Raw genomic sequence first — 14,428 nt, forward strand, 5'->3', positions numbered from 1 at the left:
CCCACAGTAACCGCAGATGGGACGGTGTTGTTCCCGCCGGCTCATAGCCATCCGCGGCGGGCGGCGTGTACCCCGGCCTGGAACCGGCTGGCCGCGTTCAGGCGCTCGGTGAGGGAGGTCATCATGCGCTGCACACTACGCAGTGAGATCGCCAGCTTGCGGGCCGCGGCCTCGTCGGTGTGCCCGGCCGCGAGCAGCCGGATCAGCTCACGTTCCTGAGGGCCCAGACCGCGCTCGTCGACCACCGCCGGCTCGCCGAAGGGCGTCGCGCTGCACCAGACCTGTTCGAAGAGGGCGACGAGCCCGGCGATGACACCGGGCTGCGCAACTCCAGCGCCCCCTGACGCGGATTGTCCGGATCGATGGGGACGAGCGCTGTCTCGCAGTCGACGATGACCATCCGCATCGGCAGCGTCGGCGTGGTGCGGGACCGGCCGCCGAGCTTCGCCATCCGCTGGGCGTGCGCGACGGTGGCCGGGTCGTTCCGGAAACTCTCCTGGTACACGTTGCGGATCCGGATGCCGCGCCCCAGTGCCAGCTCGTTGAGCGAGGTCTCGGCGGCCATCGTGTCCGGGGTCTGCGCGCGGCCGGTGGTGAAGGACAGGCATTCGGTCCGGGCCGTGTGGGCCAGCTCGGCCAGCCGTTCCCGTACGGTGTCCGTCCCCTCCAGGACCCGGCCTTCCCCGCCCCGGTGATGCCCGTCGTGGGCGGTGGCGATGGCGGCGATGGCAGCCCTGGTCGCGTCCACCTGCCGTTGCCGCACCGCGACGTCGGCCTCCACCTTGGCCAGCAGAGCAGCGAGCCCGCGTGAAGGCCGACGGCTCGATGCTGCTCTACTCCAACAACTTCGCCCGCGACAACCGCAAGCCCTACAGCGGCGTCCGCACCATCGGCGGCGGCTGGAACAACTTCGCCACCATCTTCTGATCCGTCACACGATCTCACCTGAGTGAGCGCGGCGGGACCGGACTACTCCGGTCCCGCCGCGAGGCGTTCCGGGCCGCTCGCAGAAATGCGGCCCGCGAGGGCCGCACAGTGCATCCGCGCGGACCCCGGCCGACGAAGCATCAGTCGTGACAGCAGTCACGACCCGCCGCTCGAAGAGGAAAGGTCCGCTGATGAACGTAGCCCGGATCGCCACCCGCCTGACCGTCGCCACCATGGCCACCGTCATGGTCACCACTGTCGCCACCACCGGCGCGCAGGCGAGCACCAAGCCCCTGGCCAAGAAGTCCCTCGCGCAGGTGCTGCTCAAGGACAAGAGCGGCTTCGACCACAACGCCCGCGACTTCGACATCCTGAAGTCGGCCGTGCTGGCTGTGCTCGAGGCCAAGCCGAACTCTCCTGTCAAGGTGCTCACCCAGGGCCAGACCCGGCTGACCGCGTTCCTGCCGACCGACGGCGCGTTCCAGCAGCTGGCCAAGGAGGCGACGAAGGCGCGCAAGACGCCGAGCGAGAAGAAGGCCTTCACCGCGATCGCCGGCCTCGGCATCAACACCGTGGAGAGCGTGCTGCTCTACCACGTCGTGCCGGGCGTACGCGTGACCAAGAGCCGGGCCCTGAAGGCGGACAACGCCAAGCTCAAGACGGCCCTCGGCAAGACCGTGAAGGTCGACGTGCGGCACCCGCGGAACAAGGCGGCCCAGGTCTGGCTGAAGGACGCCGACACGAACGACCGCAACCCCCGCGTCGTCGTCTTCAACATCAACGCCGGCAACCGGCAGATCGCGCACGCCATCGACCGGGTGCTGCGCCCGGTCAACCTGCCCTGACCCGTACGGCTGAGGCCCCGCGGAGCTGCCGACGCGCAGCTCGGTGGGGCCTCGCCCGGCGTTCAGAGGTCCGGCAGGACGATGTCGACGCGGTCCGGCTCGGCCTCGGCCCGGTTGATGTGCACCAGCACCCGCAGATCGCCGGCGGGAACCGCGATCCAGACCACGGAGTCGTCGACGACGTCATCCACCCGCAGCCGGCCGCTGCCGACGCGGACCACGCCGTCGAAGACGGCCGGACCGAGCTGTCCGAGAAGCGGCATGGCTCAGGGCCGGACGGCCGGTGGGTCCTTGCGGAGCCGAGCGCTGATCTCGTCACCGAGGTCGGTGGTGAAAGGCCCGGACACAGGGGTACGGAGTTGCTCGGCGAGCACCGGACCGTAGAGGTCGGCAGCGGTCTCCACGAGATCACACACGGTCGCGGTGGCGGTCCGCGCCCGGAACACGCCGGCGCCGGCCACCACCACGCCGATGAGCGGCGCGGGCCACCAGACCACGCCGAGTGCGGCGTAGAGCAGAGCCCACCCGGTCAGCGTCGCCGCAGATGTGTACGCCAGTTGAGCGGCGGCGATGTCCGTGCGCAGCTGTTCCGGCAGGACAGTCCACAGCCGGGGCCAGACGACGGTCAGATCGAGGCCGTACGCACGCCGGACCCGTACTGTGGCAGCACGCCAGCGGTCGCCAATCCATGTTGGACGCTCCGGCACTTCCAGGCCGACGGCGTCGCGGCGGGCCAGCGCCTCGGCGATCCCGGGTCCGGTCACGACCTCCGACGCGGTACCCGCCGCCCCGATCGCCTCGGTGACCAGCGCCTCGACCCGGCGGGACTCGCGACCCCACCGGGCGCGCCGCCACTCGACGAGCCAGCGGGCCGGCCGGCGCCGGCCGGGCAGCAGCCAGCCGCGCCGCAGCGCCCAGCCGATGCTGGTCGCCAGGAGCCCGGCCGCCGCGCTGCCGACCAGCGTGCCGGCGACGATCGCGACCAGCAGGCCGGAGGGGTGCGGACCCTTCGTCCACCGGCTGATCCAGTCGACGACGGCTCCGGGGTGCAGCGCGTCGCGGTGGCCGAGGTGTACGGCCACGAGAGCCGTCGCCAGCCACAGGACACCGGGCAGTACGAGCAGGACCAGCCACCGCTCGGCGGCCTTCTTGCCCAGTGCCTCGAGGAACCCGGTCACTCGCTGACGACCCGTACCGGAGCCAGCGGGTCGCCGGTCAGCGCACAGGCGGGCGCCCGCCCGTCGCGGTCGGGTTCACCCCGGCCGCAGGGACGTGGGTGAGGGCACCGCCACCCGCGCACCGCCCGTGATCCGGCCGTACCTCCGGGCAGCGGCTCGAATCCTCGCGGTCCGGTGCTGATCCCGTCCAGGCCGGCGGTGGCGGCGGCCTCCTCCACGGCGTCCAGCAGCGCCACGATCGCATCGCCCGGCCGGCCGGCGCGGACCGCGGCCACGAGTGCGTCCCACTGGGCGTCGGTCAGGCCCCCGTCGTCGAGCGCTTCCCGTACCCGCGGATCAAGGTCGAGGTTCGCGCACAGGGTGGCGACCCGGGTCATCGGCACGCGACCTCCTGGATGGACCGGCGGTGTATGAGCCTGAGTGACAATGCTCGATGTGGCCGTTCCCAAGGTACGCGTTCAGGTCGACAGTGGATGCGTCGTCACGCTGGCGGTGGTCGCCGGCACGGTGATCCTGATCGATTCGGGCGGGCCCTGGTGGATTCCGCTCAGCTGCCTCGTCGTGATGGGGCTGCCCGGCCTCCTCGCCCTTCCCGTGGCCGGGGTACTGGTCTATCTCACCTGGCCGACGTGGTGGATGGTGCTTCCCGTGCTGGCGTTGCTCAGCGGGATCAGGAATCGGAGCCTGTGGCGACCGGTCACCGCGCGGAACCGGGGCCTGCAGGCGCTGGAGGTCTACGTCAGGACCGGACGGACCTGGCACCTGCTCCGGTCGGTCCGGTTCCTGGGCCGGGCGATGGCCGCGACGGATCCTGGCGATCCGGATCATGCCGTGTACGTCGGCAACTACGTGACCGCCCTGGTGGCGAGATACGAGCAGGCGGGCGGAACCGAGTTGCTGGACCACGCCGAGCGGCTGATCCGGGAGGAGCTGGATTCCCTCCCGGACGGCCACCGGCACCGGAGTCTCTGCCTGAGCGGTCTCAGCACAGTGCTGCAGGTCCGGTACCGATCGACCGGGGACCTGGCCGTACTCCGGGAGAGCGTCCAGCTCTGCCGGGCGGCGATCAGCACACCGCACAGTGACGACGAGTCCGCCGCCCTCTCGACCAACCTGGGACTCGTCCTGCTGCAACTGCACCAGCAGGACGGGGATCCGGCGATCCTGACGGAGGCCGTGGCCGCGAGCCGCGACTCGGTGGCCGCCATGCAGCCCGGTTCCCCGTACGCGGCCGGCCTGCTGAGCAACCTCAATGCCACCCTGATGGTCTCGTACGCCGCCAGTGGTGAGCTGGCCGTGCTGGAGGAAGCCGTCGAAACGGGCCGTCGGGTGGTCGCCACCACCCGGCACACCGGCGCGTGGTCCGACGGCCACCTGGTCAATCTCGCGGGCACGCTGATCGCCCTGTTCCAGCGCACCCGGCGCCCCGCTCTGCTCGACGAGGCCGTCGAACTCACCCGGGAGGCCCTCGCCAAGGTGCCCCGTGGTCATCCGCAGCGGGTCACCTTCCTCAGCGCGCTCGGCCGGATGCTGTGGATGGCGGCCGAGCACGGGGACCGGCCGGCCCTCGCCGACGAGGCGGTACGGACGCTGCGGGAAGCGGTCGGGGCCGGCAGCGGACACCCGACCGGCCGCGGCGACCGTCTGGACGACCTCTGCGCCGCCCTGGTGACGTCGTTCACCGTGCACGGGCGCCCGGACGACCTGACCGCGGCAGTGGAGGCGGGGCGGGGTGCCCTCTCACTCACCCCGCCGGCCGAGCCCGGGCGCGGCCTCTCCCTGCTCCGCCTCGGTCTGGCCCTGGAGAAGCGGTACGACCACAGCGGTGACCCCGCCACCCTGGCCGAGTGCTGCCGTACCTATGCCGAGGCTGCGAACACGACCACCGCACCGGTGCATGTCCGTGGCCGGGGCGCGCTGAAGGCCGCCGAGGCGTACCTGCGTGCGGGGGACCCGGACGCCGCCCTGGCGATGGCCGAGCGGGGGGTGGGTCAGCTCCCGAGGATCGCCCCGCGGCACCTGGGCTTCGACGACCGCGTCCACCACGCCGTCACCATGGCCGGGCTGGCCTCGACGGCGGCGGAGGCCGCGATCCGGGCGGGCCGGCCGGACCGAGCCGTGGAACTGCTGGAGCAGGCCCGGGGCGTCACCCTGGGCGGGCTCCTCGACCGGCGCGGAGATCTGGCCGGGCTGCGCTCCCGCGCCCCACGCCTGGCCACGGAACTGGACGAACTGATCCGGGCGATCGAAGGTGCCGATACGGATGCGCCGGCCACAGTGGCGAGCGGCGCGACCCCGAGTCACGAACCACCGAGCGGCCAGGCGCTGGGCGAACTGCGTACCCGGCTGAACCGGAGCTGGGACGAGCTGATGACGCGCATCCGGGCACAAGCCGGGCTGCACGATTTCCTCCTGCCACCGCCGATCGAGCGCCTCCGCGACCAGGCGCGGCACGGACCGGTCGTCTGCGTCGTCGCTCATCGCGACCACGGCAGCGCCCTGATCGTCACCAACAGCCCCGGCGAGCCGGTCGTCGTCGTGAATCTGCCACTGCTGAGCCTGGCAGCGGTCGACGACCGGGTTGCGGCACTGCACCGCGCCCAGCGGTCGGCGACCGGGCCGGGCAGCGCTGCCGAACGCCGGCAGGCTCAGCAGGACGTGCTGCGCGTCCTCGAGTGGCTGTGGGAAGCCGCCGCCGACCCGATCCTCACGGCACTGGGCCGGACCGGTCCACCGGCCGAGGGCGAATCGTGGCCGAGGCTCTGGTGGTGCCCGGTTGGTCCGTGCACGCTCCTGCCGCTCCACGCCGCGGGCCGGCATGCCGGGGGCGGGGATGACACCGTACTGGATCGGGTTGTTTCCTCCTACACCACCACGATCCGCGCGCTCACCCACGCGCGCCGGACCGGATCCCGCCCGTACCGGAAGGTCTCCGCCCTGGTGGTGTCCGTGCCCGAACCTCCCGGCGCCGCGCCGTTGCCCGGAGCGACCGCTGAAGCCGATCTGGTCGCCCGGCTGCTGCCAGGCACGACGATCCTGCGCTCACCCGACCACGGCGCTGTCACCGCCGCGCTACCGCGCCACGACATCACGCATTTCGCCTGCCACGGCATCGCCGACCTGCTCAGCCCGACCGAGAGCCGCCTGCTGCTGCGCGACCACCTCGAACGCCCGCTGACGGTCACCGCCATCAGCGGGATGCACCTCGACCGTGGCGAGCTGGCCTACCTGTCGGCGTGCAGCGTCACCCACACCACGGCGGACCACGCCGACGAGGCGGTGCACCTGACGGCCGCCTTCCAGCTCGCCGGTTACCTGGCGGTAGTCGGCACCCTGTGGCCGGTCAACGACCGCGCCGCCGCACTGATCGCCGAGGGTTTCTACACCCACCTCACGGCCCCGGGCCGCACCGGACCGGATCCCGCCGCTGCGGCGGCAGCCCTGCACCAGGCCGTGCACGCCCACCGCGCCCGCTACCCCGCTCTGCCGACCCAGTGGGCCGCCCACGTCCACCACGGCCTCTGACGCGACACCCGGCCGGCCGCCTATCCGGTAGTTCTCTGGTCCCAGCCTTCTTGTGGGGTGGCGCAGGTGCCCCGGAAGACGTACTGCGAAGGCAACCTGCGCTGCTCGCTGGTCCAGTCGATGGGAGGTCGCCGCTGCTGCGGAGGTAGGTAGCCCAGGCGGTAGACGGCCATCAGCTCGAGGTCGTCCGGCACCTGCAGCAGGCGGACGATCTCGTCCCAGCGCCCGGGGACCTCCATCGGGAAGGAGACGAACTGGATGCCCATGCCGAGTTCCACGGTGGTGAGCCAGACGTTCTCCATCGCCGCGCCCATGCTGAACACGGAGTAGAAGGACGACAGTTCTCCGGGCCGGTACTCGGACCGGTCGAGCATCACGCCGAGCAGCAGGGGCGATCCGGCGACGAGTTTGCGGTTCTCCTCGCCCAGGCTCTGGGGCACCCGCATGGCGTTCATGAGCTTCTGCCCCCGGGCGGTGAAGACCTGACTGGTGAACGGGCGCAGCGGTGCAGGCAGGCGGTCGAACAGCATCCCGTCGCGGCGGCGTTCCATCTCCTCTTTGCTGAAGCGGAAGTACGGCTTGTAGCGCTCGAAGAAGGTGCCGTTGGACATCGCCTCGGTCATGCTCTCGCCGCTGATCTGCGCGATGGCTTCGATCGTCGGGCGTTCCTCCACGATCACGAACCGCCACGGCTGGCTGTTGAGCTGCGACGGCGCGCGGCCCGCGACCTCCATCAGGAGCCGCTGGTGCTCCTCGGAGACCGGATCGGGCAGGAACGCACCGTTGGTGGTCCGGCGACGGCGCACCACATCGAGAAACTCCATCAGCGACTCCTCCAGGCCAGAACGAGAGCGGTGGCGTACGCCGGCGCCGCGGACCCGGCAACGGCGGCATGCCGGCGAAGCTGTCCGCCGGCGTACGGAAGGACGATGAGCGGGCCGACCGCCGGCAGCAGGGCCAGACCGGCCGCTCGGCGCTCGATCGCGCTGGCAGCGAGCGCGACCGTGGTCAGCGATGAGGTCACGATGTACAGGGCATGGTGGACCCAGCGGATGCGCCTGTTGTCGACCGCACCCACGGCGACGGCCGCGCCGAAGGCGGCGTTGCTCGCGTAGCTCACGCCTGCCGCGGTGATCAGCGGCAGGGCCATGCGTGCGCGCCTCCGACGGTCGCTCACCGGTGTGCTCCCTCGTGGGTGAGCAGGAGACGCTGCGGGAACATCGACCTGACCTGCCACCCCGGCGGCACGACCGCCTGCAGCTCCGGACGTCGGTAACTGCGGCGGATCGAGAGCAACCCGTCCTGATGGATGAAAGACCGGCGGGCGAACGGCAGTGTGGCGACGGCGTAGAGGCCATAGCCCCCGCGCGCCCGCGCCAGGTCGTTGTGGACGACCAGCCGGCGCGCCAGTGCCTGACTGTCCGTCAGCAGGGCGGCCAGCCCCGCCGGGTCCAGGTGGTGCAGGAGGTGGTTGGAGATCACCAGGTCGTACCGTTCACCCCGGGCGACCAGGTCCGCACTCGACGCCTGCTCGAACCGAACTCCGGCCGGCGGCAGCCCGCGTACATGACGAAGGGCACGCTCGTCCGGGTCGATGGCTGTCGTACGGAGAACCAGCCGGTCCCGAGCAGCCCATCCGGCGAGGGCGCGAGGGATGTCCCCGCCACCGAAGCCTATGTCCAGCAGCGTCGTCGGTCGCTCGGCATCCAGGCGCGGCCGGATCCACTGCCGGTAGATGCGCCGCCAGCCCGAAACGAGCCGGTTGATGGTGCTGAACTGCTGGTAGGTCCGTTCCAGCCGGTCGGGGTCGCAGCCCGGGGCATCCATGAACTCCTGTGATTCGGTGTCTCGCCGGGCGAGCGCTGCGCGGGGCATAGCCACCATCCGCCTCCTTCACCGCACGGTGATCAACCTTGGACGGCATACCCACCAGGACCATGCGCTAACGGAACGGACGGCGGCGGCCTCGAACCGGGCGAGGACCCGTGGACGGCCCTACGCCGCGCACTTCGCGAGGAAACGTCAGGCGAGGCGACGGGCCCGGCTACGGGCCCGGATGAAGAACACATCTCCACGCTCGTGGCCATACCAGGACCACGGAATACTGGTCAGATACTTGCCGATCGACGCGAAGACCGGCGCGGCGTCCGCGTCGCGGCCGCTGCGGGCCAGCCCGTACGCCAGGAAGTTCACGTCATGGAGCCAGTCCGCGTGCCGGTTCGCCGGCTGGCGGAACCATCGGGCCAGCGCGTTGTCGAGGTCGGACTGCATGACCGGATCCTGGCGCCACCGCTCGCCGATCTCCGCGGCGGTACGGCGCGGCGACTCGCGTTCCTGCTCCCACAGGGCCCACTCGGCGGCGGCCCGCACCGGCAGCACATGCAACGGCGATCCCACGGGTGCTGCGGCGGCGACGGACCGGGCAAAGCTGAACATCTGCTCGTGAGAGCCGCTCCACTTGCGGCAGAGGTACGTCAGCATGAGCTGGTGTCCGTCCCGGTGCCAGGGGTCCCGCCGGGTCAGCTCACGCCACGTCTCCTCGACGTCTTCCCGTGACGCACTGCGGTCGATCATGAGATGCAGCCGGTTCACCCACGGCGTGGGGTCCTGCGGCGCCAGCTGCATCGCCCGGTCGTTCGCCTCTCCGGCCCGCTGCAGCAGGCGTCTGAATTCCGCCCACTGCTCCGGTCGGACGCCGCTGGCCCAGCCGCCGCCACGGACCTCCCAGGCTCTTTCCATCAGAGACCGGGCACGGACGAGCTGAGCATCCGGATCGGTGGGGCAGCGTGCTGCCCACCGATCGGTCCAGGCCGCCTCGGTGTCGACCCGGCCGGTCGACCGGTCGATCCGGGAACCCAGGCCACCGGCAGTCGACTCGGCCATCACGCGGACGTAGCGGGCCCGACGGTCGTAGTCGCTCCGGCTGCCGATCACGATCTGCCGGGCCGGCCCGTCGTCGGTGCCGTACCGCGCCTGCGTACACGCCTCGCGCAGGGCGGCGTCGTCCTGCGCAGGGTTCGTGTCGATCTGCCGGGTGAGCAGCCGCCATACAGTCGTGATCATCGCCGACGAGGGTAGACCTTCGCATCGGCTCCGGTCAGGCCGAGGTCTGACCCGGATTCTTGGCCAGCCACATCTCCAGGCCGTCGAGCAACCGCTCCAAACCGAACGCGTACGACTCCTCGAGCACTTGATCCGGGTCCTGACGCAGCGGCCCGGTCTCCTTGCGCCACTTGTCGTAGTGGGGGTTCTGGGGGCCGAGCCGCTCGAGGTAGGGCTCCACGTCCTCCGCGACCTCTTTCCACGTCTTTCCCGTACGTTTCAGCGCCGACCTGATCGCCGCCTCGGAGGTCGCCGAGCCGATAGCGTGCGAGTTCAGCACGGCGGTCGCATGCGACAACGCCATGCCGCTGAAGCCCGCCCTGGTGAAGAGGGTGACGAGCCGTTCGCCCAGCCGCATCGCGTTCGGGCCGAGCGTCGGGTGCAGGCCTAGCAGGCCGATCACCCACGGGTGCCGCAGCAGCGCCGACCGCATGCCGTTCGCGCAGATCGACGCGCCCATCCGCCAGCTCGTGTCGCCGGGCAGCGGCACGTACACCTCACCCAGCACCTCGTCGACCGCCAGCTCGAGCAGCTCGTCCTTGTTCGCCACGTGCCAGTAGAGCGACGTCGCGCCCGCACCGAGCTTGGTGCCGAGCCGGCGCATGCTGAGCCCGGCCGGGCCTTCGGCGTCGAGCAGCTCGATCGCCGCGCGGACGATCTGCTCACGGCTCAGGCTGGGCTGGCCGGTTTGCGCGCGCGGCGGCCGCAACCAGACGGAACCGGTGAACGAGTCGGACTGCGACGGCATGCAGGATCCCTTCGACCTGCCCATTCTAAATGCCCTCGCACAGCGTTCGAGTCTACTGGTACGGTGTTCGAGCTTATCGCACACTGTACGAGAGGGGCCGACATGACGGACCGCAATCCTCGGCGCTGGCTGATCCTGGGCGTGCTCTGTCTGAGCCTGCTGGTGGTCGTCGTCGACAACATGGTGCTCAACATCGCGATCCCGTCGCTCATCCGCGACCTCGGGGCGAGCACCGCCCAAATTCAGTGGATCATCGACGCCTACATCCTGGTCTTCGCCGGTCTGCTGCTCACGGCGGGCAGCCTGTCGGACCGCCACGGCCGCCGCCGGGGGCTGGTGATCGGGCTCATCGTCTTCGGCAGCGCTTCGGTGCTGGCCACGCTGTGCCAGACGCCCGAGCAGCTCATCGCCGTCCGCGGCCTGATGGGGGTCGGCGCCGCTTTCCTGATGCCGGGCACCCTCTCGATCCTCACCACCGTCTTCGCCGAGGACGAGCGCAAGAAGGCCATCGCCATCTGGAGTTCGGTGCTGATGCTCGGTGCCCTCGGCGGTCCCAGCCTCGGCGGCCTGCTGCTCGAGCACTTCTGGTGGGGCTCGATCTTCCTGCTCAACGTGCCGATCGCCGTTCTCGGCATCGTCGCCGCCCTGGCGATCATTCCTGAGTCGCGCGGCGAGGCGAGCCGTCCCGACCTGCTCGGCGCGCTGCTCTCGATGATCGGCATGACGGCCCTGGTCTGGGGCGTCATCAGCTCGGCGCAGCACGGCTGGGACTCACCGTCCACCCTCGGCGGTTTTGCCGTCGCGGTGGCCGGGCTGGGCGCGTTCACCTGGTGGGAGCGCCGGGTCGCCGAGCCGATGCTGCCTCTCAAGCTGTTCCGCGACCGGAACTTCGCGGGCGCCAGCCTCTCGATCGTGCTGTTGTCGTTCTCCGCCGGGGGCGTGCTGCTCGCCCTCACCCAGTACCTGCAGTTCGTACTCGGCTACGAGCCCCTCAAAGCCGGCACCGCGTTCATCCCGATGCTGGTCACCGCCATGATCTTCAACGGCGTGGGCGTCGTGATCGACAAGCGCTTCGGCACCCGTACGGCGCTGACGGCCGGCCTGCTGCTGATGTCGGCCGGCTTCGGGGTCCTCGCGTCACTGTCGCCCGGCGACGGCTACCCGAAACTGGCTCTCGCCCTGGTCGTCCTCGGCATGGGCAGCGGCACCGCCGGGCCCGCCGCCTACGGAACGCTGATGAGCGCCCTCCCGCCGGAGCGGGTGGGCGTCGGTTCCGCCGTCAACGACACCGTTCAGCAGGTCGGCACGGCACTGAGTGTCGCCGTGCTCGGCAGCGTGCTCACCGCCACCTACCGCGCCGCGATGCCCGCCGACGCAGCCGACCAGGCGCGCGACTCGATCGGCGACGCCCTGCGCATCGCGGCCACCACCGGTGACGCCACCCTGGCCCGGGTCGCGCAGGACTCCTTCGTGTCGGCGATCGCGTCGACCTCCCTGATCGGTGTCGTCGGCGGCATCATGGCCGCCGTGGTCGCGGTGACCGTCCTCCGCCCGAAGCCGCCGGTGGCCGCCCCCGAGGATGCCCCCGCCGAGCCGGAGCCGCAACTGGCCGGCTGAACCCTGGTGGACGGCGACGGTCAGTGCGTCCGGATCTGCCAGACCGGCGCCCGGGGCTCGTCGTTGTGCACGATGACGTCGGCGTGCTCGGTGGGGCGGACCGCAGCGAAGTAGAGCTGCTGGGAGGGGATGTAACGCTCACGCCAGCGCCGTTCGACGTCGGCCCGGGACGACACCCGGCGCTCCCGGACCACGGCACGTTCCACGGTGTTCTCGAGCGCGACCGACACGAAGATCCGCAGATCCCACCGGTCCATCAGTTCCGGTCGCATGAGGAAGACACCGTCGAAGACCAGCACGGCGCCGGCGGGGGCAGCCGCGACCGGCGGGGACAGCACGGTGTCCGCGGTACGGTCGTAGACCGCGTGTTGGAAGCGTCGGTCTCCGCCCGGGCCGAGCGGATCGAGCAGCACCCGGTTCAGCGCGTCGTAGTCGTGGGTGTCGAAGTAGCAGCCTTCGGCCGAATACTCGCCGCGCGGATAACGCTGCGCCCGGGGGAAGAGGAAATCGTCGATCGTCGCGCGGATGACGTCGCGACCCTGGGCCCGCAGGACGACGGCCAGTTCGTCCGCGAGCGTGGTCTTGCCTGCGGCGGGCGGTCCGTCGACGGCGACCCGCGTCGGGTGCGCGCCGGTGACGGACCCGACCGCCTCAGCCAGGCGGCCGACCATCTCGTCGCGCGTGCCCCGGTCCATGCCCCGTCGCTCAGGCCGTCTGCTGCGCGGTGTCGCCGCTGCGGAGGCGGTCCAGCTCGGCGAGGTACATCGCCTGCATACGGTCATTGTGCCGGACCAGCAGCGTGATCTCCTCGACGCTGTAGCCCTCGATGAGCTGCGCCGTCCGCTCGGCGAACCGCTCGTACGGTCGCTCCAGCTCGGCGGTCCGCTCGGGCCGCAGGGTGACGATCACCCGCCGCCGGTCCGCCGGATCGCGTTCGGCCGTGAGGTATCCGGCCTGCTGGAGCCGGCGGAGCATGCTGGTCACGGCCCCGGTGGTGAGGTTGGTCCGCTCGGCGATCTGCCCCGCGGTGGCGGATCCGGCGTCCGCCAGGAAGTCCAGGCACTCCAGGTCGCTCACGGTGAGGCCCAGCCGGTCCGCGATGGCGTACCGGAACACCATGGACAGCCGTGCGGTCTCCCGCCCGGCGCGCATGAGGTCGGCGATCGCGGACGCACGGGCCGGCTCGTGGGACATGCCCGCAATCATGCCTCCGGCACGGTGACCCGGTGCAGCCGCGGTAGCACGCGGGTCAGCACCCAGTGCGGTGCAGCCGCGCCCCCGGTGAGGCGGCGCATCAGACCGGCGGCGGTGTCGACGGCGCGGAAGGCGTAGGGCACCATCTCGTCCTGGTAACCGGCGATCGCCTCCTCCACCGGCGTGCCGTTCGCCCGGGCCTCGACCAGCCTGTGCCCGAGCAGGGCGGCGTCGCGGAGTGCGGTGTTGCCGCCCTGAGCACCGAACGGCGGCATGACGTGCACGGCGTCGCCCATCATCGTCGCCCGGGGCACCGCCCACTCCCGCGGGCGCCGGCCGGTGGCGAAGAGGTTGAGCACCGTGGCGTCCAGCTCGGCCGTGTCGACCAGCCGCCGGATGAGCGGGTGGAAGTCCGTGGTCATCCGGACGGCCAGCTCCCGCAGCGCCAGCAGGTTCCCGCGTACGCCGTCGGGCACCTCCTCCTGCCGGAGCAGCAGCCCCCACATGACGTAGTCGTCGCCGGTGGGCGCATAACTGCCCGGGGCCAAGCGCGCGAATGCCTCCCGCGGGCTCTCGCCGAAGCGCATGGAGGTGAAGAAGAAGGCGCGTCCCGGCCGGTCGGCGATGGCCAGAACCCCACTGGTCCGCAGCGCGTCCGGGATGACACTCGCACCGTCCTGCCGCAGGGGCGACCGGCCGTAGATGCCCGCCATCGGGGTGCTCGCCGGGCCGGCGTCGGGCGTGATCTGCGCACGCAGTGCCGAGCCGACGCCGTCCGCGCCCACGACGACGGTCGCCGCGACGGCCCCGCCGTCGGCGAACCGCAGCCGCAGCCCGCCCGCGCCGCCACTGTCCAACCCGACGGCGGCCTTGCCGTAGTGGATGCGTCCGTCCAGTCCCGACATCAGGATCGACCGCAGGGTCAGCCGGTCGACCTGGCGGGTCGCGTGCGGCTCGTCCTTGAAGGTGATGGTGAACGCGTCCCGCAGCCGGCTGTCGGTGAAGCGCAGGTGCCCGCCGGGCTCGTCGCCGGTGGCCAGCGCCAGGCGGTACAGCGGGCGGGGCAGGCTCTCGCGCAGCGCCTCCAGCCCGTACCGGTCGAGAATGATCCGGTAGCCCTGCTGCCGGACGAAGGGGCCCGGGTCCCGCTCGTAGACGTGCACGTCGATGCCGGCCCGCATCAGGTACTGGGCGAGGCAGAGTCCGGAAAGGCCGGCGCCGGCGATCGCCACTGAGAAGTCGGTCGATATGCCCATGCGGTTATCTTAATGACTAAGATGATTGAGCACTAG

General features: G+C 71.2%; 14 protein-coding genes and 1 pseudogene. 3 read left to right on the plus strand and 12 right to left on the minus strand.

Going from position 1 to position 14,428, the window contains the following annotated elements; genetic code table 11:
• Positions 1-41 precede the first annotated feature (41 nt).
• Positions 42-817: pseudogene (locus Aau02nite_RS24735) on the minus strand (helix-turn-helix transcriptional regulator); the annotation flags it as partial.
• A gap of 301 nt (positions 818-1,118) precedes the next feature.
• Between Aau02nite_RS24735 and Aau02nite_RS24740 the strand changes: the two are divergent.
• Entirely contained in the window at positions 1,119-1,772 is a 654-nt protein-coding gene (locus tag Aau02nite_RS24740) for a fasciclin domain-containing protein (RefSeq protein ID WP_212990952.1), read from the plus strand.
• A gap of 62 nt (positions 1,773-1,834) precedes the next feature.
• Here Aau02nite_RS24740 and Aau02nite_RS24745 read toward each other — a convergent pair whose 3' ends face one another.
• The 3 genes from Aau02nite_RS24745 to Aau02nite_RS24755 are packed head-to-tail and all read right to left on the minus strand — an operon-like array spanning position 1,835 to position 3,333.
• Positions 1,835-2,035 carry a hypothetical protein gene (locus Aau02nite_RS24745; RefSeq protein ID WP_212990953.1) on the minus strand — a complete coding sequence of 67 codons (201 nt, stop codon included), beginning with the start codon at positions 2,033-2,035 and terminating at the stop codon, positions 1,835-1,837.
• A gap of 3 nt (positions 2,036-2,038) precedes the next feature.
• Positions 2,039-2,950, minus strand: coding sequence for a hypothetical protein (locus Aau02nite_RS24750; protein ID WP_212990954.1), 912 nt, complete (start codon positions 2,948-2,950; stop codon positions 2,039-2,041).
• Positions 2,947-3,333: a hypothetical protein gene (locus Aau02nite_RS24755; protein WP_212990955.1), complete on the minus strand. Its 387-nt coding sequence runs from the start codon at positions 3,331-3,333 to the stop codon at positions 2,947-2,949. Before Aau02nite_RS24755 ends, Aau02nite_RS24750 begins: the two co-directional genes overlap by 4 nt.
• Before the next feature lie 52 nt (positions 3,334-3,385).
• Between Aau02nite_RS24755 and Aau02nite_RS24760 the strand changes: the two genes are divergently transcribed.
• Complete coding sequence (locus Aau02nite_RS24760) at positions 3,386-6,475, plus strand: CHAT domain-containing protein (protein ID WP_212990956.1); 3,090 nt, start codon at positions 3,386-3,388, stop codon at positions 6,473-6,475.
• 20 nt (positions 6,476-6,495) lie between these two features.
• Here Aau02nite_RS24760 and Aau02nite_RS24765 read toward each other — a convergent pair whose 3' ends face one another.
• The 5 genes from Aau02nite_RS24765 to Aau02nite_RS24790 form a co-directional block, all read right to left on the minus strand.
• Positions 6,496-7,299, minus strand: a complete 804-nt coding sequence (locus Aau02nite_RS24765) for a nitroreductase family protein (RefSeq protein ID WP_212990957.1) — start codon at positions 7,297-7,299, stop codon at positions 6,496-6,498.
• On the minus strand, positions 7,299-7,652 hold the full coding sequence (locus tag Aau02nite_RS24770) for a hypothetical protein (protein ID WP_246595415.1): 354 nt from the start codon (positions 7,650-7,652) through the stop codon (positions 7,299-7,301). Before Aau02nite_RS24770 ends, Aau02nite_RS24765 begins: the two co-directional genes overlap by 1 nt.
• Positions 7,649-8,350, minus strand: a complete 702-nt coding sequence (locus tag Aau02nite_RS24775) for a class I SAM-dependent methyltransferase (protein WP_246595417.1) — start codon at positions 8,348-8,350, stop codon at positions 7,649-7,651. Before Aau02nite_RS24775 ends, Aau02nite_RS24770 begins: the two co-directional genes overlap by 4 nt.
• Before the next feature lie 147 nt (positions 8,351-8,497).
• Positions 8,498-9,538 (minus strand): DUF4034 domain-containing protein, encoded by a 1,041-nt coding sequence (locus tag Aau02nite_RS24785; RefSeq protein ID WP_212990959.1) that lies wholly within the window; start codon positions 9,536-9,538, stop codon positions 8,498-8,500.
• Between the two features lie 34 nt (positions 9,539-9,572).
• On the minus strand, positions 9,573-10,325 hold the full coding sequence (locus Aau02nite_RS24790) for a TetR/AcrR family transcriptional regulator C-terminal domain-containing protein (protein WP_212990960.1): 753 nt from the start codon (positions 10,323-10,325) through the stop codon (positions 9,573-9,575).
• 102 nt (positions 10,326-10,427) lie between these two features.
• On the opposite strand from Aau02nite_RS24790, the gene Aau02nite_RS24795 reads away from it, so the two are divergent.
• Positions 10,428-11,942, plus strand: a complete 1,515-nt coding sequence (locus Aau02nite_RS24795; RefSeq protein ID WP_212990961.1) for an MFS transporter — start codon at positions 10,428-10,430, stop codon at positions 11,940-11,942.
• Positions 11,943-11,962: 20 nt separating this feature from the next.
• Here the strand turns inward: Aau02nite_RS24795 and Aau02nite_RS24800 are convergent, their stop codons facing one another.
• The 3 genes from Aau02nite_RS24800 to Aau02nite_RS24810 are packed head-to-tail and all read right to left on the minus strand — an operon-like array spanning position 11,963 to position 14,392.
• Positions 11,963-12,637, minus strand: a complete 675-nt coding sequence (locus Aau02nite_RS24800; protein ID WP_212990962.1) for a cytidylate kinase family protein — start codon at positions 12,635-12,637, stop codon at positions 11,963-11,965.
• A 10-nt stretch (positions 12,638-12,647) separates the two neighbouring features.
• Positions 12,648-13,136, minus strand: coding sequence for a MarR family transcriptional regulator (locus tag Aau02nite_RS24805; protein ID WP_246595416.1), 489 nt, complete (start codon positions 13,134-13,136; stop codon positions 12,648-12,650).
• 8 nt (positions 13,137-13,144) lie between these two features.
• Positions 13,145-14,392, minus strand: a complete 1,248-nt coding sequence (locus Aau02nite_RS24810; protein WP_212990964.1) for an FAD-dependent oxidoreductase — start codon at positions 14,390-14,392, stop codon at positions 13,145-13,147.
• Positions 14,393-14,428: the final 36 nt, after the last annotated feature.

Origin of the sequence: Actinoplanes auranticolor, assembly GCF_018332655.1 — a bacterium.
GTDB lineage: Bacteria > Actinomycetota > Actinomycetes > Mycobacteriales > Micromonosporaceae > Actinoplanes > Actinoplanes auranticolor.